19 protein-coding genes are annotated in these 20,538 nt (G+C 38.2%); 17 read left to right on the top strand and 2 right to left on the bottom strand.

The annotated features are described in order from the left end of the window. Positions 1 to 14: 14 nt before the first annotated feature. The 14 genes from uppS (at position 15) to mtnN (ending at position 14,197) form a co-directional block, all read left to right on the top strand. Positions 15 to 740 carry a polyprenyl diphosphate synthase gene (uppS, locus tag JP36_RS02450; protein WP_039171602.1) on the top strand — a complete coding sequence of 242 codons (726 nt, stop codon included), beginning with the start codon at positions 15 to 17 and terminating at the stop codon, positions 738 to 740. A 9-nt stretch (positions 741 to 749) separates the two neighbouring features. Next, positions 750 to 1,616: a CDP-archaeol synthase gene (locus tag JP36_RS02445; RefSeq protein WP_039171600.1), complete on the top strand. Its 867-nt coding sequence runs from the start codon at positions 750 to 752 to the stop codon at positions 1,614 to 1,616. A gap of 8 nt (positions 1,617 to 1,624) precedes the next feature. Then, positions 1,625 to 2,965 carry a sigma E protease regulator RseP gene (rseP, locus tag JP36_RS02440; RefSeq protein ID WP_039171598.1) on the top strand — a complete coding sequence of 447 codons (1,341 nt, stop codon included), beginning with the start codon at positions 1,625 to 1,627 and terminating at the stop codon, positions 2,963 to 2,965. Positions 2,966 to 3,019: 54 nt separating this feature from the next. After that, complete coding sequence (gene bamA / locus JP36_RS02435; RefSeq protein ID WP_039171596.1) at positions 3,020 to 5,428, top strand: outer membrane protein assembly factor BamA; 2,409 nt, start codon at positions 3,020 to 3,022, stop codon at positions 5,426 to 5,428. 76 nt (positions 5,429 to 5,504) lie between these two features. Continuing rightward, positions 5,505 to 6,032 carry an OmpH family outer membrane protein gene (locus JP36_RS02430; protein ID WP_039171594.1) on the top strand — a complete coding sequence of 176 codons (528 nt, stop codon included), beginning with the start codon at positions 5,505 to 5,507 and terminating at the stop codon, positions 6,030 to 6,032. Between the two features lie 14 nt (positions 6,033 to 6,046). Continuing rightward, positions 6,047 to 7,081, top strand: coding sequence for a UDP-3-O-(3-hydroxymyristoyl)glucosamine N-acyltransferase (gene lpxD / locus JP36_RS02425; RefSeq protein WP_039171592.1), 1,035 nt, complete (start codon positions 6,047 to 6,049; stop codon positions 7,079 to 7,081). Positions 7,082 to 7,105: 24 nt separating this feature from the next. Beyond that, positions 7,106 to 7,561, top strand: a complete 456-nt coding sequence (gene fabZ / locus JP36_RS02420) for a 3-hydroxyacyl-ACP dehydratase FabZ (RefSeq protein ID WP_013746660.1) — start codon at positions 7,106 to 7,108, stop codon at positions 7,559 to 7,561. Position 7,562: 1 nt separating this feature from the next. After that, positions 7,563 to 8,351: an acyl-ACP--UDP-N-acetylglucosamine O-acyltransferase gene (gene lpxA / locus JP36_RS02415; protein ID WP_039136066.1), complete on the top strand. Its 789-nt coding sequence runs from the start codon at positions 7,563 to 7,565 to the stop codon at positions 8,349 to 8,351. A gap of 235 nt (positions 8,352 to 8,586) precedes the next feature. Continuing rightward, on the top strand, positions 8,587 to 9,777 hold the full coding sequence (gene lpxB, locus JP36_RS02410; protein WP_039171591.1) for a lipid-A-disaccharide synthase: 1,191 nt from the start codon (positions 8,587 to 8,589) through the stop codon (positions 9,775 to 9,777). After that, a complete protein-coding gene (gene rnhB, locus JP36_RS02405) occupies positions 9,774 to 10,367 on the top strand; it encodes a ribonuclease HII (protein WP_039136062.1) in 594 nt (197 codons plus the stop codon). The genes lpxB and rnhB overlap by 4 nt, the downstream gene beginning before the upstream one ends. A gap of 3 nt (positions 10,368 to 10,370) precedes the next feature. After that, positions 10,371 to 11,054, top strand: coding sequence for a bifunctional protein-disulfide isomerase/oxidoreductase DsbC (gene dsbC, locus JP36_RS02400; RefSeq protein ID WP_039171589.1), 684 nt, complete (start codon positions 10,371 to 10,373; stop codon positions 11,052 to 11,054). Positions 11,055 to 11,105: 51 nt separating this feature from the next. Continuing rightward, positions 11,106 to 12,836, top strand: coding sequence for a single-stranded-DNA-specific exonuclease RecJ (recJ, locus tag JP36_RS02395; protein ID WP_039136056.1), 1,731 nt, complete (start codon positions 11,106 to 11,108; stop codon positions 12,834 to 12,836). A gap of 3 nt (positions 12,837 to 12,839) precedes the next feature. Beyond that, positions 12,840 to 13,508, top strand: a complete 669-nt coding sequence (locus JP36_RS02390) for a thiol:disulfide interchange signal peptide protein (protein ID WP_039136054.1) — start codon at positions 12,840 to 12,842, stop codon at positions 13,506 to 13,508. Continuing rightward, the gene (mtnN, locus tag JP36_RS02385; RefSeq protein WP_039136052.1) at positions 13,505 to 14,197 is read left to right on the top strand and encodes a 5'-methylthioadenosine/S-adenosylhomocysteine nucleosidase; all 693 of its coding nucleotides are present in this window, start codon (positions 13,505 to 13,507) and stop codon (positions 14,195 to 14,197) included. Before JP36_RS02390 ends, mtnN begins: the two co-directional genes overlap by 4 nt. Positions 14,198 to 14,355: 158 nt before the next feature. Here mtnN and JP36_RS02380 read toward each other — a convergent pair whose 3' ends face one another. After that, positions 14,356 to 14,697, bottom strand: coding sequence for a DUF305 domain-containing protein (locus JP36_RS02380; protein WP_039136050.1), 342 nt, complete (start codon positions 14,695 to 14,697; stop codon positions 14,356 to 14,358). Between the two features lie 79 nt (positions 14,698 to 14,776). Then, positions 14,777 to 15,466: a YggS family pyridoxal phosphate-dependent enzyme gene (locus JP36_RS02375; protein WP_039136047.1), complete on the bottom strand. Its 690-nt coding sequence runs from the start codon at positions 15,464 to 15,466 to the stop codon at positions 14,777 to 14,779. Between the two features lie 306 nt (positions 15,467 to 15,772). Here JP36_RS02375 and thrA point away from each other — a divergent pair, with 306 nt between their 5' ends. Genes thrA through thrC form a run of 3 tightly spaced genes read left to right on the top strand, consistent with a single transcriptional unit; the run spans position 15,773 to position 20,491 of the window. After that, entirely contained in the window at positions 15,773 to 18,220 is a 2,448-nt protein-coding gene (gene thrA / locus JP36_RS02370; protein ID WP_039171587.1) for a bifunctional aspartate kinase/homoserine dehydrogenase I, read from the top strand. A gap of 15 nt (positions 18,221 to 18,235) precedes the next feature. Next, positions 18,236 to 19,180: a homoserine kinase gene (gene thrB, locus JP36_RS02365; protein ID WP_039171585.1), complete on the top strand. Its 945-nt coding sequence runs from the start codon at positions 18,236 to 18,238 to the stop codon at positions 19,178 to 19,180. An 18-nt stretch (positions 19,181 to 19,198) separates the two neighbouring features. Then, complete coding sequence (gene thrC, locus JP36_RS02360; protein WP_039171583.1) at positions 19,199 to 20,491, top strand: threonine synthase; 1,293 nt, start codon at positions 19,199 to 19,201, stop codon at positions 20,489 to 20,491. The last annotated feature ends 47 nt before the right edge of the window (positions 20,492 to 20,538 follow it).

Below are 20,538 nucleotides of genomic sequence, written 5' to 3'. Positions count from 1 at the left end.
CTATTTGGTGAAAAATGTCGTTAGATCCGGAAAAAATTCCTCAGCACGTTGCTATCATTATGGATGGCAATGGTCGCTGGGCAAAACAAAAAGGTAAATTGCGCGTTTTTGGGCATCGAAATGGTGCGCAAGCAGTTAAACGTGCAGTTTATTATGCGGCACAAACCGGTATCAAATATTTAACACTTTATGCATTCAGCAGTGAAAATTGGCAGAGGCCAGAGAATGAAGTGAATGCACTAATGGATCTTTTTATTAGAATGCTTGATCTGGAAGTGAATAAATTGCATAAGAATAATATTCGATTAAATATTCTTGGCGATATTTCCCGATTCAGTGAAGGATTACAAAAACGAATTCATTATGCGGAACAGCTCACACAAAATAACACCCAATTAACGCTAAATATTGCTGCTAATTATGGCGGCAGATGGGATATTTTACAGGCAGCAAAACATATGTGTTATGAAGTTCAGCGTGGCGTTATTGAGTTGGAAAATGTGGATGAATCTCTGTTTTCAAATTATTTAACAACCGAAAATCAACCGATGGTTGATCTTTTGATCCGTACCAGCGGTGAACAACGAATCAGTAATTTTTTGCTGTGGCAAGCGGCTTATGCTGAATTCTATTTTACAGAAGTTTTATGGCCAGATTTTTCAGAGCAAGAGTTTGAACAAGCATTATATTTTTATCAACAACGGGAGCGCCGGTTCGGAGCCCTTTCAAAAGGATCATAGGAGTCTATTTTGTTAAAAGCTCGAATTTTGTCTGCATTGGTATTAGTTGCCATTGTTTTCATTGTATTATTTGTTTTTCCTCCATTGCTGTTTGCTTGTACTGTAGCATTGTTGGTTACTTTGGCAGTGTGGGAATGGACGCAATTTGCTAATATTAAACAACCGATTGTTCGCCTGATTATTGCCACGATTGCTGCGGCATTTCTTTATTTATTCCTTTATGCTAATAGCGATTATATTTCAGTTGGTAATATTCTGAATAATATGTCTGAATTATTGATTGTTTCTTCATTGGTATGGTGGATTATTGCTTTTTGCTTGGTGTTGAGTTATCCGAAAAGTACAGCATTTTGGGGAAATTCAAGCATTGCACAGCTGTTATTTGCCTTTTTTACGCTCGTTCCTTTCTTTTTGAGTTTGATGGCATTACGTTTTTATCATTACAACAGTAATCCGTATCAAGGCATTGTATTGTTGCTTTATGTATTTTTATTGGTTTGGGCGGCGGATACCGGTGCCTATTTTGCCGGTAGAAAATTCGGTAAACATAAATTAGCACCGAAAGTTTCTCCGGGTAAAACCTGGCAAGGTGCGATTGGCGGTGTATTGTTGTCAGCAGTGGTGGCTTGTATTTTCTTAAGCATTGCACCGTTTTATCAGCAAAGCAATCTTTCATTCTTTCAATTAATTGCCTTGTCGGTGCTAACCGTGTTTGTTTCTATTCTTGGTGATTTGAGTGAGAGTATGTTTAAACGTCATTGCGGTATTAAAGACAGCAGCCAATTAATTCCGGGACACGGTGGAATTATGGATCGTATTGACAGCTTGACTGCCGCATTGCCGGTATTCAGTGCCTTTTTCTTTGTTTTAAATTAAGGATTGTTATGCCATCGTTTTTGTGGACAACGTTATCGTTTATTGTTGTTATTGCCATTCTTGTGTTTGTACACGAGTTTGGACACTTTTGGGTGGCTAGGCGTTGTGGTGTAATGGTGCAGCGTTTTTCCATCGGTTTCGGTAAAGTGTTGTGGCGCAAGACGGATAAATATGGTACTGAGTTTGCTATTTCTCTTATTCCTCTCGGTGGCTATGTCAAAATGTTGGATGAGAGCAATGAAACTGTTGCACCGGAATTGCGTCAAAAGGCATTTAATTATCAACCTGTACGTAATCGCCTGCTGATTTATGCCGCTGGACCATTAGCGAATTTTTTATTTGCACTGTTCGCTTTTTGGATCGTATATCTGATTGGCATTCCTACTTTGCGTCCTATTATTGATAATATCCGTCCTGACTCTATTGCAGCACAGGCAAAATTGCCAAAAGATTATCAGATTACAGCTATTGATCAGCAGGCTATTCATAACTGGGAAGATGTTAATCTAGTGTTAGCTGCGAAAATGGGGGAACCTTCCGTAACTATTTCTTTACGGGATACCACATCAGATAATTCTGTGAATAAAGTGTTGCACTTGGAAAACTGGCATTTTGATCCAAGTGAACAATCGGCAATGACGGCATTGGGAATTGAGCCGAAAGCAACAAAAATTGAAAATGTGATTGCTAAAATATCAGAAAATTCTCCGGCACAAAAAAGTGGCTTGAAAGTTGGTGATCAGATAGTGGCAATTAATGGACAGAAAGTGAATTGGCGACAGTTTGTTGAAGCAATTCAACAATATAAATTACAGCCTTTTGAATTGACAATTCAAAGAAATGGTCAAGCACAAATAGTTAAGATTCAACCTGAATTAAACGAAAAAGGAAAGCCTTATATCGGTGTGATGCCAACAGTACATCAAGTTGATGCAAAATATATTGAAACGCAGCAGTATGATCCGCTTTCCGCATTTTCACATTCGTGGCAAATGGTAGAGCAGTTGTCGTGGGCGACACTAAAAATTATTGGTAAACTTTTTACTGGTGAGGTTGGTCTAAACAGCTTAGGAGGGCCAATTTCGATTGCACAAGGAGCGGGTATATCATCGGAAAATGGTTTTACCTATTTCTTACGTTTTATGGCATTGATCAGTGTAAACTTAGGAATGATGAATTTGTTTCCATTGCCAGTTTTAGATGGTGGTCAAATAGTGTTTTTATTAATAGAAGGAATCACTAAACGACCAGTATCGGAAAAAATACAGAATATTGCATACCGAATTGGGATTGCATTACTATTATGGCTCACGGTTTTTGTATTATTTAATGATATAATGCGTTTATAATACAACCGTAAAAAATGAGATTTTACTGTTATTCGAACAACAGGATTAAGCAATATGAAAAAACTTTTATTAACCACTTTATTATTCAGCAGCACAACAACGTTTGCTGCACCGTTTGTAGTAAAAGATATCCGTATTGATGGCGTAGCGGCGGATAATAAGCCTGCCGTTATGGCACAATTGCCGGTTAAAGTAGGGCAAACTATTACAGATCGAGATATTGCGAATGTTGTGCGGACTTTATATTTGAATGGTTCTTTTGCTAATGTACAAGCTTCACAGGAAGGGAATACACTAGTCGTTAACGTAACTCAACGGGCTACGATCAGTAGCCTTGAAATTTCTGGCAATGATTCGATTCCAAAAGACGCATTACAACAAAATTTAGATGCTAATAATATTAAACAAGGTAGTCTATTGAATCGTGAAAAAATGGACGCATTCAGCACGGAACTGGTTAATTATTATCATTCTATTGGTTTTTATAATGCCAAAGTGCATTTTAATGTCGATACCGTCAACGGTAATCAAGCTAATGTGAAGTTAGAGATTGTAGAAGGTGATCGTGCATTGGTGAAACAGATCAAATTTGAAGGAAATAAATCTTTTGATAGTTCTACTTTATTAGAGCAGATGGAAATTCAGCCAGATGTGTCTTGGTGGAATTTCTTTGCCAGCAGTAAGTTAGATCAACAAAAATTCCAAAAAGATTTACAAGCATTAAAAACTTTTTATCTCAATCACGGTTATCCGAAATTCAATATTATCGATGTGAAAACTGATGTTAGCGAAGACAAGAAAGACATCAACATTACCATTGACGTTTCCGAAGGCGATAAATATGAAGTGAGCGGTGTTCGTATTGTCGGTGATACTGCCGGTTTATCAGATGAAATGCAGCCGTTGTTGAAAAAAATCTATGTTGGTGAGTTGTTTAACGGCGATAACGCTAAAGATGTGGAAGACGGCATTAAGAATATTTTAGGTAATCATAGTTATGCCGCAGCTCAAGTGAATTTAGTACCGGAATTTGATGAAGCTAATCATAAAGTGAATTTGACTTATGTAGTGGATGCAGGTCGTCGTTATTATGTGCGAAATATCATATTTAAAGGAAATGATGCCAGTGCAGATAAAACATTGCGTCAAGAAATGCGTCAACAGGAAGGTGCATTGTATTCACTTTCTGCAATTCAACAAGGTAAATTACGTTTAGAGCGTACTGGTTTCTTTGAAACGGTTGAAAGCAGCACAGAAATGGTTAATGGCACTAATGATCAAATGGATGTCATCTATAATGTAAAAGAGCGGAATACCGGAAGTATCAACTTCGGTATTGGTTACGGTACTGAAAGCGGTTTAAGTTATAACGCTAGCGTGAAACAGGATAATTTCTTGGGAACAGGGGCATCGGCTAGTTTATCAGGTACAAAAAATGATTATGGTATGAGTATCGCATTAGGTTATAACGAGCCTTATTTTACTAAAGATGGTGTCAGTCTTGGCGGAAGTGTTTTCTACGATAAATATGATAACTCGAAAAATGATGACCAAGCATCCTACTCAAAAACCTCTTATGGTGTAGATGCTACTTTAGGTTTTCCTGTTAATGAAAATAACTCTTACTATCTTGGTTTAAGTTACGCACATAATAAATTAAAAGATATCGATCCTGAATATCATCGTGCGCTTTATCTTGACTCTATCAAAGCGGATTCTTGGGAATTCTCCAATGATGATTTTGATTTTAGCTTAGGTTGGGTTTACAACAGCTTGAATCGTGGTTTCTTCCCGACTCAAGGGGTGAAAGCAACTATCGGTGGTAGAGTGAGTATTCCGGGTTCTGATAACAAATATTATAAATTGAATGCCAATATTGTTGGCTATTATCCATTAAATCGAGATAATTCGTGGGTAATTTCCGGACGAGCAGGCATTAACTATGCTAATGGTTTTGGTGGTAAGAAATTACCGTTTTATCAATATTATACTGCTGGTGGTATAGGCTCATTGCGAGGATTTTCTTATGGTTCTGTAGGTCCAAATGCATTGTATATCGATACCAATATATGTAAGCCGGTAGTAGGAAACAAAGTTAATACAGACTTTAATTGTTATAAAGATGGTATTGATGACGATGTGGTTGGTGGTAATGTAATGGGAACCGCAAGTGTTGAGTTGATTATGCCGACACCGTTTGTTAGCGATAAGAATCAAACTTCAGTAAGAACTTCGTTATTCGTAGACGCGGCAAGCGTTTGGGATACACATTGGGATAAGTCATTATCAACACAAGGTATTCCAGATTATAGCGATCCAAGCCGAATTAGAGCATCAGCAGGGATTTCGTTTCAATGGCAATCACCGATTGGGCCATTGGTATTCTCTTATGCAAAACCTATTAAAAAATATGATGGTGATGATATTGAACAGTTCCAATTTAGTATTGGTGGTTCATTCTAAATCATTAAAAAGGGAACTTATTAAAGGATAAGTTCTCTAATATACTCAATAATTTAAAAATCGTTAGGAGTTTTTTATGAAAAAATCATTAAAAGTTGCAGGATTAACTTTAGCATTGGCGAGCAGTGCATTATTTGCTTCAGCAGCAAATGCAGAGGAAAATATCGTATTTATTAATTCTGCTTATATTTTCCAACACGCACCGGAACGTGAAGCGGCATTGAAAAAATTGGATGCTGAATTCAAAACACCTGTAGAGGAATTACAGAAGAAAGAAAAAGTAATTATGGATAAAATCCAAAAATTACAGAAAGATGCGAAAAACTTACGTCAAGCAGATATCAAAAAACGTGAAGACGAAATCAACAAATTACGTGTTGACTATGATAAAGAAGCTAGTGAATTACAACAAAAAATCAATGCTCGTCGTGCAGAAGAGGATAATAAAGTTGTTGAGTCTATTCAAAAAGTAATTAATGAAATTGCTAAAGAGAAAAAATACACTTTCGTGATTGATGCAAATGCTGTTGCTTTTGCTACAGATAACAAAAATATTACTAAAGATGTAATGGCTAAACTTGCACCGGCAGCAGATAAAAAATAGGAGCTCGCTGGAATATGCAACAATACCGTCTAATTGATTTGGCGGAAAAAGTCGGCGGTACTCTTAAGGGTAACGCCGATATTTTCGTTGAGAGTATTGCACCATTGGAGCGTGCGACATCACAACAGTTAACTTTTATTTCCAATCCTAAGTTTCGACCTTTACTTGCACAAAGCCAAGCTGGTGTGTTGTTGGTTAGCGAAGCCGATTTGCCTTATTGCGCTGATGATCAGAATGTGATTGTTGTGAAAGATCCTTATGTAGCTTATGCAATTTTGGCACAATTAATGGATACTACACCGCAACCTTCTGCCGATATTGCAGAAAGCGCAGTGATTTCTACAAGCGCATTATTAGGAAAAAATGTCAGCATTGGAGCGAATGCCGTAATTGAAGATGGAGCTATCATTGGTGATGATGTTTGTATTGGTGCCGGATGTTTTATTGGTAAAAATGCTAAAATTGGTGCAAGAACAAAATTATGGGCAAATGTATCGGTTTATCACAATGTTGAGATCGGTGAAGACTGTTTAATTCAATCCTCGGCAGTTATCGGTAGTGATGGATTCGGTTATGCAAATGAGAAGGGGAAATGGATTAAAATTCCTCAAACTGGTAGCGTAATTATCGGTAATCGTGTTGAAATTGGAGCTTGCACCTGTATTGATCGTGGTGCATTAGATTCCACCATAATTGAAGATAATGTAATTATTGATAACCTTTGCCAAATTGCACATAACGCCCATATCGGTACCGGAACGGCAGTTGCCGGAGGTGTGATTATGGCAGGCAGTTTGCACGTTGGGCGTTATTGCTTGATTGGTGGTGCAAGCGTAATTAACGGTCATATGGAAATTTGTGATGGTGTTACCATTACTGGTATGGGGATGGTGATGCGTCCGATCACCAAACCAGGCGTCTATTCTTCAGGCATTCCGTTACAAACTAATAAGGAGTGGCGTAAGACCGCAGCTTTAACATTGGGCATTAACGATATGAATAAGCGTTTGAAAGCGTTAGAAAAACAAATTAAGAATATCAACAATTAACTCTATTTTTAAGGGGCAACTACAGTGACAACCGAACGAGAACCACGAATAGTCGATATTGATGAAATTATGCAACTTTTGCCACACCGTTACCCATTTTTGTTGGTTGATCGAGTGCTGGATTTTGAAGAAGGAAAATGGATTAAAGCGATCAAAAATGTAAGCGTTAACGAGCCTTGTTTTACCGGTCATTTCCCTCAGAAACCGATTTTCCCTGGAGTATTAATTCTTGAAGCATTAGCACAGGCAGCCGGTGTATTGGCATTTAAAACGACACAACTTTCTGAAAATGAGCTTTATTATTTTGCAGCGATTGATAATGCTCGTTTTAAAAAACCAGTGTTCCCGGGAGATCAATTGCTGTTAACGATTGAATTTGAACGAGAAAGACGTGGTGTAATGCGTTTTAAAGGTGTGGCAACAATTGATGGTCAATTGGTGTGCGAAGCTGATTTGATGTGTGCCAGACGAGGAGTGTAATATGATCCATCCAAGTGCCAAGATTCATTCGACAGCTATTGTCGAAGAGGGGGCGAAGATCGCCGAAAACGTGGTGATCGGCCCGTTTTGTATTGTAGAGAAAACAGTCGAAATCGGAGCGAATACTATATTAAATTCACACATTGTAGTAAAAGGCAAAACGAAAATTGGTGAAAACAACCATATTTTCCAATTTGCTACTATTGGTGAAATTAATCAGGATTTGAAATATGCTGGTGAAGCGACAGAAACGGTTATTGGTAATAATAACCGTATCCGTGAACACGTTACAATCCATCGAGGCACAGTGCAAGGCGGTGGAATCACCAAAATTGGTGATAATAATCTATTTATGGTGAATGCGCATATTGCACACGATTGTCAAATTAAAAATAACTGTATTTTGGCTAATAATGCAACATTAGCAGGACACGTTCAATTAGATGATTTCGTCATCGTAGGCGGAATGTCAGCTATCCATCAATTTGTTATTGTTGGTGCGCATGTAATGTTGGGTGGTGGTTCAATGGTAAGTCAGGATGTGCCACCATATGTGATGGCACAAGGAAATCACGCTCGTCCATTCGGTATCAATATTGAAGGATTGAAACGGCGTGGTTTTGATAAGTCGACACTACACGTTATTCGTAGTGTTTATAAATTGATCTATCGTAGTGATAAAACTTTAGAAGAGATTATGCCGGAAATTGAGCAGATTGCTTCAACTGAGTCCTCAATCAGTTTCTTTATTGATTTCTTTAAACGTTCAACACGTGGCATTATTCGTTAATTGTTGTATTTATATTATTAATTGAATCTAAACCGTACTTTATATACCAATAAAGTGCGGTTTATTTATCAAAACTTGTTAGCAGCTATAACTTCACCATTTACGGTGGCAGAATGTATTTAATTTGGGAGCATTGTGCCCCTTCAAGATCAAAGAATTTATAGAGAACATTTTATCTGATTTTCTATAAATTAAGAGATTGAAACAGCAAACGTGTTGAATAAGGAGAAAGAGAATGCAGGATCTTCAGCTTAGTGCGAATTATGCACCTACTATTGCGATTGTTGCTGGAGAGGTGTCCGGTGACACATTAGGTGCAGGATTAATTCAAGCCTTAAAAATTCGTTATCCGCAAGCGAAATTTATCGGTATCGGTGGCACTAAAATGCAACAGCAAGGTTTTGAGTCGCTTTTTGATATGGAAGAGTTGAGTGTTATGGGGTTAATGGAAGTAGTGAAACATTTACCTCGTTTGTTAAAAATACGCCACTCACTGATTGAACAATTATTAAACTTAAAACCAGATGTTTTTATCGGGATTGATGCGCCGGATTTTAATATTGATGTTGAATTAAAACTTAAGCAGAACGGCATTAAAACCTTGCATTATGTGAGTCCGTCAGTATGGGCGTGGCGACAAAATAGAATTCATAAAATTGCTAAGGCAGTAAATATGATGTTGGTTTTTATGCCGTTTGAAAAGGCGTTTTATGATAAACATCAAGTGCCTTGCCGTTTTATAGGGCATACTTTGGCGGATGCCTTACCATTGAAACCTGATCGATTAGAAGCTTGCCAGTTTTTACAAATTGATCCGCAGCAACGTTATTTATCGATTTTAGTTGGTAGTCGCCATAATGAAGTTGCTTTTTTGGCGGAAACTTTTATTAAAACCGCTATTTTGCTTAAACAACAATATCCAGATATCAAATTATTAGTACCGTTGGCGAACGAGAAACGTCGTCAACAGTTTGAGCAAATTTTGCAGCAGACTGCACCGGATCTGGAAATGATTTTATTAAATGGACACGCTAAGCAGGCGATGATTGCGGCGGAAGCGACATTATTGGCATCCGGCACGGCAGCATTGGAAGCAATGTTATGTAAATCACCGATGGTAGTTGGCTATAAAATGAAAGGCAGCACTTATTGGTTAGCAAAACGACTAGTCAAAACCAATTATATTTCCTTGCCGAATATTTTAGCGAATAAAATGTTGGTGCCGGAGATGATTCAAGAACAATGTGAGCCGACATTATTGGCAGAAAAATTGACAATCTACTTTTCTGAAAGTGAACAGGATCGCCGTTATTGTGTTGAATTACGGCAAACGTTTACCGATTTGCATCGATCTATCCAACAAGATGCGGATAAATTAGCGGCAGAAGCGGTAAGCGATATTTTAGAAGGAAATATTGAAGTATGACCGATTTTGTCTATCCGAATGCAAAACTGATTGCCGGCGTGGATGAGGTCGGTCGAGGTCCATTAGTCGGTGCAGTGGTAACAGCAGCAGTGATTTTAGATCCAGAAAGACCGATAGCCGGTTTAGCCGATTCTAAAAAATTGTCTGAAAAAAAACGTCTGTTACTTGCTGAAGAGATAAAAGAAAAAGCGTTAGCGTGGAGTTTGGGTAGAGCAGAAGCAACAGAGATTGATCGGATTAATATTTTACAAGCAACAATGTTGGCGATGTGCCGTGCAGTACAAGGATTACACATTCAACCGGATTTTGTCTTGATTGACGGTAACAGAATTCCATCAGCGTTAAAGATAGCAGCACAAGCAGTGGTAAAAGGAGATAGTTTAGTAGCGGAAATCAGTGCGGCATCCATTTTGGCAAAAGTTGCACGAGATCAGGAAATGTTATTATTGCATCAAAAATATCCGCAATACGGCTTTGATCGTCACAAAGGTTATCCGACCAAATTGCATTTGGAATCGATTGAAAAATATGGCATTTTGGCTGAACATCGACAAAGTTTTGCACCAGTAAAAAAATATATAAAAGGATAAATTATGAAAAAACAGCTATTAGCATTATTGGCACTTTCTATGGTGACCACAGTTTTCGCCGATAACGCGAAAATTATTGCGCAATTAAAGAAATTGGGCGTTGAAAAAGTGGAAGTTCAAGATTCGCCATTAAATGGCTTGAAAGCGGCAGTTACCGATCAAGGCATTTTATATGTTTCTGAAGATGGCAAATATGTATTGCAAGGTAATTTATATCAATTAACCGATAGCAGTGCGATTAATCTTTCTAATAAATTATTAGTGGCACAAGTAGAAAATTTAAAAAATGAGATGATTGTTTATCCAGCAAAAAATGAAAAATATGTTGTTACGGTATTTATGGATATTACCTGCCATTATTGCCATATTCTGCACGAACAGCTGAAACAATATAATGATTTGGGCATTACCGTACGTTATTTAGCTTTCCCAAGAGGTGGATTATCTAGCCAAGCTGCTCAGCAAATGGAAAGTATTTGGACGGATAAAGATCCATCATATGCTTTGAATGAAGCTGAAAAAGGTAATTTGCCGACCAAAATGAAAACGCCGAATATCGTCAGCAAACATTACCAATTAGGTTTACAATATGGCGTGCGTGGCACACCGAGTATCATTTTGCCTAGTGGTGAATTGTTGGGAGGTTATGTGCCTCCGCAAGAGTTGTTAAAAATTTTACAAGAGTAATACTTGAAGGCTTAAAAGCAGAATTGTAGTAGATAGAGCAGTAAAAATAGTATGAACGATCAGGCTGTAAAAATTATTCAACGGAGAGAAGTTGCAAACGGAGTTCAAGTGAATGCAGATCCGTTATTGGATCGCATTTATCGCAGTCGAGGCATAGCATCTGAAGCGGAACTAAATTATGCCTTGAAATATATGTTGCCGCCCTCTTTATTGACGCATTTGGAGCAAGCAACTGAATTATTGATTGAATCCTATCATCAACAAAAGCGGATTGTGATTGTCGGTGATTTTGATGCGGATGGTGCAACCAGTATTGCAGTTGCGGTATTCGCTTTACGTCAGTTAGGGTTTCAATCAGTTGATTTTTTAGTGCCGGATCGTTTTGAACAAGGTTATGGCTTGAGTGTTTCTGTGGCGCAAGATGCGCTAGATAAACAGGCGCAGTTAGTGATTACTGTTGATAACGGCGTTTCTTCACTAGAGGGTGTTGATTATTTAAAACAACATCAGGTGCAAGTGATTGTTACCGATCACCATTTGCCGGGTGAAAAATTACCAAATGCCGATGTTATTGTGAATCCTAATTTAGTGCATTGCGGTTTTCCATCCAAATATCTCGCTGGAGTGGGGGTGACTTTCTATTTAATGGTGGCGTTACGCGCTGCCTTTCGCCAACAAGGGCTTTTTGCGGATAAAAAAGAGCCTAACTTTGCGGAATTATTGGATTTTGTCGCATTGGGAACGGTGGCTGATGTGGTGCCGTTGGATCACAATAACCGCATTCTTGTTTCTCAAGGCTTGGCAAGAATACGCACACAACATTGCCATTGTGGAATTCGTGCTTTAATTGAAGTTGCTAATCTTGATATTACACAAATAGTTTCTAGTCATTTAGGTTTTTCTATTGCTCCCCGATTAAATGCTGCCGGTAGAATTGATAATATGTCGATTGGCGTGGAGTTACTTTTATCAGAAACAATGGAACAGGCGCGAGCGTTAGCGCTGGAATTGGATACACTTAATAAAACGCGCAAAGAGATAGAAATTGGGATGAAACAGGAAGCATTGCATTATTTGCGTGAGTTAAAACCGATCTATCAGGAAGATACTTTTGCTATTGCGCTTTATCGTCCGGATTGGCATCAAGGCGTATTAGGCATTTTAGCGGCAAGAATGAAAGATCAATTTCATCGTCCGACAGCGATTTTTACACAGGAAGATGAGGGCATTTTGCGTGGTTCTGCACGTTCAATAGAAGGTTTGCATATTCGTGATCTGCTTGATCATATCCATTGTCAACATCCTGAAATCATTATTAAATTCGGCGGTCACGCAATGGCAGCCGGTTTGAGTATTCACCAGAGATATTTCCCGGAATTTCAACGATTGTTCAACCAGTATGCAAAAGCTTGGTTGAATGAAAAATCATTACAAGGTGTTATTTATACTGATGGTGAATTAGGCGCTCAACAAATGAATGTAACAACGGCGGAAATGTTGCAATTTGCCGGTCCGTGGGGGCAACATTTTCCAGAGCCTCAATTTGATGGAGAATTTCGCATCTTACAGCAACGACTTGTAGGGGAAAAACATCTAAAAATGTTGCTGGAACCGATACAGGGAGGAGGATTGTTTGATGCAATTCAGTTTAATGTCGATACTAGACGGTTCCCTGATTTATCGATTAAAACAGCACGGATGGTCTATCATCTTTCAATCAATGAGTATAGATGTAATAGACAAGTGCAACTATTAGTCAATTATATAGAGATATTGGAATAAATAATGAACAGTATTAAGTTGGCAATGCAAATTTTTTATTTTTTGCTTTTTGCGTTATCGGCGACGGTGAGTTACGCAGAACAGTTGCCGATTTTTAAAGATGGTAAGGACTATTTTTCCTATAAGCAACCGATACAAGAAGAACCGGCAGCAGACAATAAGATCAAAATTAAATTTTTCTTTTCCTATGAGTGTCGTATTTGTTTAATGGCGGCGGATAATTTGAGTTTATATAAACGAATGAATCCGGATAAAGTTGATATTGAATGGATTCCGGCGGCGACACCGGGAGGTTATTTTTCGGCAGCGGTTTATTACTCTCTAGAGAGTATGGGACATCCGGATCTTGCCGATCTATTTATTTTTGATACGGCGGAACAAAAGTTTAATCGAAATAATCGCCATCGAGGGAAATTCTTACAAGAGTGGTTAACACGTAAACAAATTAATCTTGAGACTTTTTTAGAGGTGTTTAATTCGGAATTAGTTGCCGCTAAAGTGAATCAATCTATTAATTCGACATCAAAATATGGGGTATTTACCTTGCCGTTTGTTTCGGTTAATGGGCGTTATGTTTTAACTGGTAGTACACTCTATAATGATGATTACACGATGGCGGTTTTGGATTCATTAACAGCAAAAATTGTACAAGAACAACGAGGAAAAAAATGAAACTAGGTATTGTCGGTGCAATGGCACAAGAGGTCGAAATATTACAAAGTTTAATGAAAAATAAACGGATAAATAGATTAGCGAATTGTACAATTTACGAGGGGGAAATTGGTCGTCATCAGGTGGCATTACTGCAATCAGGAATTGGTAAAACCGCAGCAGCAATGGGAACAACCGCATTGATTTTAACTTGCCAACCGGATTGTATTATTAATACTGGTTCGGCAGGTGGTTTAAATCCACAATTAAATATCGGCGATATTATTATTTCTGATAAAGTGTGCTATCACGATGCTGATGTAACTGCTTTTGGTTATGCTAAGGGGCAGTTGCCAGCGTGTCCGGAAAAATTTACGGCAGATGCGAAATTGATTGAAATTGTGAATACAGTGGTAACCGAGCAGGTGCAAAATGCTGTGATTGGTTTAGTCTGTTCCGGAGATCAATTTATTAATGGTGCCAATATGATTGCTCGAATTCGTCAGGATTTCCCTGAAGTTGCGGCGGTGGAAATGGAAGCAGCAGCGATAGCCCACACTTGTTACGCTTTTAATGTGCCGTTTGTTGTTATTCGCGCCATTTCCGATGTGGCAGATAAAGAATCACATATCTCTTTTGATGAGTTTTTACCGATAGCGGTCAAACAATCATCCAAGATTGTGTTGGCAGTGTTGGAAAAGTTAGCGTAAATCACTGAAAATAAAACAGAACAAAAAAGAATCCGTATCCAAAAAGTTAGTTTTCTAACTGATTAAGATGCGGACTTTTTTAGGCATAGTGGACAAGAGTGTTGGTAATAATTACCAAAATAATTAAGACCAACACTTTTTCTATTATTGGGAGCTTTCTATTTCTCGCCGTGTTTTTCCAACCATTGTTGCATAAATTTAATTTCTGCTTGTTGGGCTTTAATAATATTTTCAGCAAGTTGTCTTAGTTCTGGATCTTTACCATATTTCAATTCGACTTCCGCCATTGCTACTGCACCTTGATGGTGTGGCAACATTCCGGCAGCGAATGCAACGTCTGGATCTTGATGGGCAATGCCTTTCATCATTGAATCGTGCATTGCGCCCATAGATTGCATATAAGCTTCATTTGCTGCTGACATCTGGTGGGAATGGGACATTTCGGCATAGGCATAAGAGGCAAATGCAAAAATAGCAATCGCTGATAGTAGTTTTTTCATTATTACTCCTTTGCTTAAGTTAATAAAAAATCAAAACAGTTGTCAGCATAAGCCTTTCCCTAACTGGAATCAAAATACCTTAAATTGAGTAATTTCGTTTACCAAAAATAGCAGTGCCGATGCGTACCATCGTAGAACCACAAGCAATTGCTGTTCTCATATCGTCTGTCATTCCCATTGATAATGTATCGATTTTTTGTTGAGGGAAGCATTGTTGTAGTTGTTGTAAAAGTGATTTCATTTGATTGAAAATGGTAATTTGTTGGTTAATGTCTTCTGTTGGAGCTGGAATCGCCATAAGTCCGCGTAGTTGTAATTTTGGTAATTTAATAATTTGTTGTGCTAGCTCTTCCATTTGTTGCGGTGCAATACCGGATTTTGAATTTTCATCACTGATATTAATTTGGATCAACACTTGCAACGGTTGGAGGTGATCAGGGCGTTGTTGGCTTAGACGTTCGGCAATTTTTACGCGATCAATTGTTTGTACCCAATCAAAATGTTCTGCCACAATACGCGTTTTATTGGATTGTAATGGACCGATAAGATGCCAGGTAATATCGTTGATATTTTGTTGTTGTGCCAGTTGAATTTTTTCTACACCTTCCTGCACATAATTTTCGCCAAATTGATATTGTCCGGCATAATAAGCTTTGAGGATGTCAGAAAAAGGTTTAGTTTTGCTGACCGCTAAAAGCATTACTTTTTGAGTAGGATGACAATCTTCGATTTGTTGGCGAATATGCACTAAATTTTGTTCAATATTCATTTTTATCTCCTAAATGTCTAAAACGGTTTTTATTATAGAAAAAATTTCAATTATTCTCATAAATTTATTTGACAAGTGGAATGAATTTAGGTACTTATTATCACTATTGAAATTCAAAATGAGCTATAAAGATTTCCATGACAATGACTGTTATTACGATGACCCACATTATGATGACCATTATTATTAGTGGGGCGGGTTAGCACTCAAAAAACAGGATTGTTAAACCCGCATCTTAAAAAATGCGGGTTTTTTTATGGGTAATGGTTTAGATAATTTTCAAAATACAATAAAGAGGACAACATCATGCGAGTATTAAAATTTGGCGGAACATCATTGGCAAATCCGGAACGTTTTTCTCAAGCGGGTGAGCTTATTCTGCAAGCACATTTAAAAGATCAGGCAGCAGCGGTACTTTCTGCCCCAGCGAAGATCACCAACTACTTGGTGGCATTGGTTGATAAGACAAATAAAGGTGAGGATAAACAACAGGATTTCAAAGAAGCAAAGCAAATTTTTGAGAATATTTTGAGTGGTTTGAAGCAAAAAAATGCAAAATTTGATGATGATAAATTAAGAAAAGTTGTCCAAAAGGAATTTGACCAAATAGAATCTGCCCTCTCCCAATTTTCTCCTCAATCTCAATGCCCAGATAATATTAATGCTTCAATCATTTCTCGTGGTGAAAAACTGTCAATTGCGATGATGGCAGCTTGGTTTGAAGCGCAAGGTTACCAAGTATATGTGATTGATCCAGTAAAACAATTATTAGCACAAGGGGAATATTTAGAGTCTTCTGTTGATATTGAGGAATCCACTAAACGAATTAATGCACCGTCAATTCCAAAACAGAGTGTGGTGCTAATGGCAGGATTTACCGCCGGTAATGATAAAGGCGAATTAATGGTGTTAGGTCGCAACGGTTCGGATTATTCCGCAGCGGTTTTAGCCGCTTGTCTACATGCAGATTGTTGTGAAATCTGGACTGATGTGGATGGTGTTTACACTTGTGATCCTCGTTTAGTACCGGATGCAAAATTATTAGAAACAATGTCTTATCAGGAAGCGATGGAGCTTTCCTATTTCGGTGCGAAAGTTATTCACCCACGGACTATTGCACCGATTGCACAATTTAATATTCCTTGTTTGATTAAAAATACCGGTAATCCAAGTGCGGCAGGCACATTGATTGATGGCAATGTACATTCTGAAACCTTGCAGGTGAAAGGTATTACCAACTTGAATGACGTGGTAATGTTTAATGTTTCCGGACCGGGAATGCAAGGAATGGTTGGTATGGCAGCACGTGTTTTTGACACAATGTCAAGAGCTGGCATTTCTGTTATTTTAATTACCCAGTCTTCATCAGAATATAGTATTAGTTTTTGTGTACCACAAAAATCTGCTACTAAAGCGAAGAGTGCCTTAAAACGTGCTTTTGCTAATGAATTGTCTTCTGGTGCTTTAGATGAAATTGAAATTTTGGATAATTTGGCAATTATCTCTGTTGTTGGGGACGGAATGCGTAAAAGTCGTGGTATAGCTGCAAAATTCTTTACTGCATTAGCACAGGCGAATGTCAACATTGTTGCGATTGCTCAAGGGTCGTCTGAACGTTCTATTTCAACTGTAGTGCCACAATCAAAAGCAATAGAAGGAGTAAAAGCAACACATCGTGCGTTGTTTAATAGTCAACAATCATTGCGTATTTTTTTGGTCGGAACAGGTGGGGTTGGCGGTGAGTTATTGGATCAAATCGCTCATCAACAACAGTTTTTAGCTGAAAAAAATATTGCTATTCGTGTTTGCGGAATAGCCAATTCAAAGCGTCTTTTATTGAATGTTGATGGTTTGGATTTAACTGATTGGCGTGAAAAATTGGAAAATTCCAATGAACATTTCTCTTTACATCGTTTTATTGATGCGGTGGAAGATCAACACGTTCTGAATCCGATTTTTGTAGACTGTACTTCCAATCAAGAGATTGCCGATAGTTATTTAACTTTCTTAAATGCTGGTTTCCACGTGGTGACACCTAATAAAAAAGCGAATACCTCAAGTTTGGCGTATTATCATAAATTGCGTGATACTGCCTTGGTTAATCAACGTCTTTTCCTTTATGACACGAACGTTGGTGCTGGTTTGCCGGTGATTGAAAATTTGCAAAATTTATTAGCGGCAGGTGACGAAGTTGAGTTGTTTGACGGCATTTTATCTGGTTCGCTTTCCTTTATTTTCGGTGAACTGGAACAAGGAAAATCATTATCTGAAGTGACACGTTTAGCTAAAGAAAAAGGGTTTACCGAGCCTGATCCTCGTGATGATCTTTCTGGGCAGGATGTGGCACGTAAATTATTGATTTTAGCACGTGAAACCGGTTTGGAATTGGAACTTAAAGATATTGAAGTGGAAGGTGTGTTGCCGAAAGGCTTTGCTGAAGGTAAATCAACCGCTGAATTTATGACAATGTTGCCTGAATTGGATGAAGAGTTTGCAAAACGAGTGCAAGCGGCACAGGCAACAGGCAAAGTGTTGCGTTATGTCGGTGAAATCAATCACGGTAAGTGCAAAGTGGCGATCAAAGCGGTAGATGCGGAAGATCCACTCTATAAAGTGAAAAATGGTGAAAATGCATTAGCATTTTATACTCGTTATTATTCACCAATTCCTTTATTATTACGGGGTTATGGTGCAGGAAATAATGTGACTGCCGCCGGAATTTTTGCAGATATTTTGCGGACTTTACGCCGTTAATAAAGAGGATTGATTATGTTACGAATTTATGCGCCGGCTTCAAGTGCCAATATTAGTGTTGGATTTGATACTTTAGGGGCAGCAATTTCACCGATTGATGGTTCATTGTTGGGTGATATTATTCAAATTGAGGATTGTGTAAACCAATTTGAATTTGAAAGTGTCGGTTATTTTGTGCGTAAATTGCCGAAAGAGCCACAGAAAAATATTGTCTATCAGGCTTATGTGTTGTTTAGTGAACGTTTGAAACTACGCAATCATACATTAAAGCCATTACGTTTAACCTTGGAAAAAAATATGCCGATAGGTTCAGGATTGGGTTCAAGTGCCTGTTCAATTGTGGCTACATTGGTGGCATTAAATCAATTCCACCAAGAACCGTTTTCTGATATGGAATTGTTAGAGATGATGGGGGAATTGGAAGGCAGAATCTCCGGTTCAATTCACTACGATAATGTTGCTCCTTGTTTTATGGGGGGCGTGCAGTTTATGGTGCAGTCGCTAGGGTCAATTTGTCAGCGTTTACCATTTTTTGATCATTGGTATTGGGTTTTGGCTTATCCGGGAATTAAAGTTTCCACTGCAGAAGCGAGAGCTATTTTGCCGAAAAGTTATACTCGTCAAGATGTGATTGCTCACGGCAGACATTTAGGGGGATTCGTACACGCTTGTCATACTCATCAAGAAAATTTAGCCGCCATTATGATGAAAGATGTCATTGCAGAGCCTTATCGCCAGCAATTATTACCAAATTTTGCAGAAGTGAAACAGGCAACACAGGATCTTGGGGCGTTGGCAACAGGTATTTCAGGTTCAGGGCCAACAATGTTCGCTATTGCACCGGATTTAACCACCGCAAATAAAGTGGCGGATTATTTAGAAAAACACTATTTACAAAATAATGAAGGTTTTGTGCATATTTGTCAGGTCGACAACCAAGGTGCAAGACAACTTAGTTAAGGAATAAAAGGAAAAAGAATGAATTTATACAACATCAAACATCCGGAAGAGAAAGTCAATTTTTCACAGGCAGTGCGTCAAGGATTAGGAAAAGATCAAGGTTTATTTTTCCCAGAAACATTGCCGTATTTTGAGAATGTTGAAGAATTATTAGCACTGCCTTTGGTAGAGCGTAGTCAACGAATTTTATCTGCTATAATTGGTGATGAAATTAGTGCTGAACAGTTAGCAAATATGGTAGCAAAAGCGTTTACCTTTTCGGCACCTTTAGTCAAAGTTGAAGATCATATTTATGCATTGGAGTTGTTTCACGGTCCGACATTGGCTTTTAAGGATTTCGGTGGACGCTTTATGGCTCAAGCATTAGCAACTGTTCGTAAAGATGGAAAAATTACTATTTTGACAGCAACTTCAGGCGATACTGGTGCGGCGGTGGCACACGCATTTTATGGATTGGAAAATATTGATGTAGTAATTCTTTATCCGAAAGGTAAAATCAGTGTGTTGCAAGAAAAATTATTTTGCACCTTGGGTGGCAATATTCGTACTATCGCCATTGAAGGCGATTTTGATGCTTGTCAAGCTCTAGTCAAACAGGCCTTTGATGATCAGGAACTGCGTAAGGCAATTGGTCTAAATTCAGCTAATTCAATTAATATTAGTCGTTTATTGGCACAAATTTGTTACTATTTTGAAGCGGTTGCACAATTACCGAAAGCGCAACGTCAAAATGTGGTGATCTCTGTACCAAGCGGTAATTTTGGGAATTTAACTGCGGGATTAATTGCAAAAGCTATAGGTTTACCTATTAAGCGTTTTATCGCTGCAACTAATGCTAACGATACCGTACCACGTTATTTGCGTTCTCATCAATGGCAACCGAACGCTACAGTGGCGACATTATCCAATGCAATGGATGTTAGCCGTCCAAATAACTGGCCACGCGTTGAGGAGTTATTCCGTCGTAAAAATTGGTCATTGAATGACTTGCATTCCGATAGTGTAACTGACAATGAAACTGAGCAAACATTGAAGGATATGTTTGCTAACGGATACCTCTGTGAACCACACGGTGCTATTGCTTATCGAGTGCTTAAACAGGATTTACAACCGGAAGAAACCGGTATTTTCCTTTGTACGGCACATCCAGCAAAATTTAAAGAAAGTGTTGAACGAATTTTAGAGACTGAAGTGGCATTACCGGAAGCATTGGCTAAACATAACGCCTTACCATTATTATCAATCACAATGCCGGCAGATTTTGATAAGTTGAAAGCGTTTTTGTTGGATAATGATTTATTAAATAATTGATAAATAAGAAAAATACAAGGTGGTCATTTTTTATTGACCACCTTTTT

The organism is Gallibacterium genomosp. 1, assembly GCF_000771875.1.
In the GTDB taxonomy this organism is placed as follows: Bacteria; Pseudomonadota; Gammaproteobacteria; order Enterobacterales; family Pasteurellaceae; genus Gallibacterium.
The sequence above is the reverse complement of the archived record's forward strand: the minus strand, read 5'-3'. Positions and strand labels throughout refer to the sequence as shown.

Coding starts and splice junctions, on each gene's coding strand:
- uppS (WP_039171602.1), top strand. CDS start 15: ATGTCGTTAGATCCGGAAAAAATTCCTCAGCACGTTGCTATCATTATG.
- rseP (WP_039171598.1), top strand. CDS start 1,625: ATGCCATCGTTTTTGTGGACAACGTTATCGTTTATTGTTGTTATTGCC.
- bamA (WP_039171596.1), top strand. CDS start 3,020: ATGAAAAAACTTTTATTAACCACTTTATTATTCAGCAGCACAACAACG.
- JP36_RS02430 (WP_039171594.1), top strand. CDS start 5,505: ATGAAAAAATCATTAAAAGTTGCAGGATTAACTTTAGCATTGGCGAGC.
- lpxD (WP_039171592.1), top strand. CDS start 6,047: ATGCAACAATACCGTCTAATTGATTTGGCGGAAAAAGTCGGCGGTACT.
- lpxA (WP_039136066.1), top strand. CDS start 7,563: ATGATCCATCCAAGTGCCAAGATTCATTCGACAGCTATTGTCGAAGAG.
- lpxB (WP_039171591.1), top strand. CDS start 8,587: ATGCAGGATCTTCAGCTTAGTGCGAATTATGCACCTACTATTGCGATT.
- rnhB (WP_039136062.1), top strand. CDS start 9,774: ATGACCGATTTTGTCTATCCGAATGCAAAACTGATTGCCGGCGTGGAT.
- dsbC (WP_039171589.1), top strand. CDS start 10,371: ATGAAAAAACAGCTATTAGCATTATTGGCACTTTCTATGGTGACCACA.
- recJ (WP_039136056.1), top strand. CDS start 11,106: ATGAACGATCAGGCTGTAAAAATTATTCAACGGAGAGAAGTTGCAAAC.
- JP36_RS02390 (WP_039136054.1), top strand. CDS start 12,840: ATGAACAGTATTAAGTTGGCAATGCAAATTTTTTATTTTTTGCTTTTT.
- mtnN (WP_039136052.1), top strand. CDS start 13,505: ATGAAACTAGGTATTGTCGGTGCAATGGCACAAGAGGTCGAAATATTA.
- JP36_RS02380 (WP_039136050.1), bottom strand. CDS start 14,697: ATGAAAAAACTACTATCAGCGATTGCTATTTTTGCATTTGCCTCTTAT.
- JP36_RS02375 (WP_039136047.1), bottom strand. CDS start 15,466: ATGAATATTGAACAAAATTTAGTGCATATTCGCCAACAAATCGAAGAT.
- thrA (WP_039171587.1), top strand. CDS start 15,773: ATGCGAGTATTAAAATTTGGCGGAACATCATTGGCAAATCCGGAACGT.
- thrB (WP_039171585.1), top strand. CDS start 18,236: ATGTTACGAATTTATGCGCCGGCTTCAAGTGCCAATATTAGTGTTGGA.
- thrC (WP_039171583.1), top strand. CDS start 19,199: ATGAATTTATACAACATCAAACATCCGGAAGAGAAAGTCAATTTTTCA.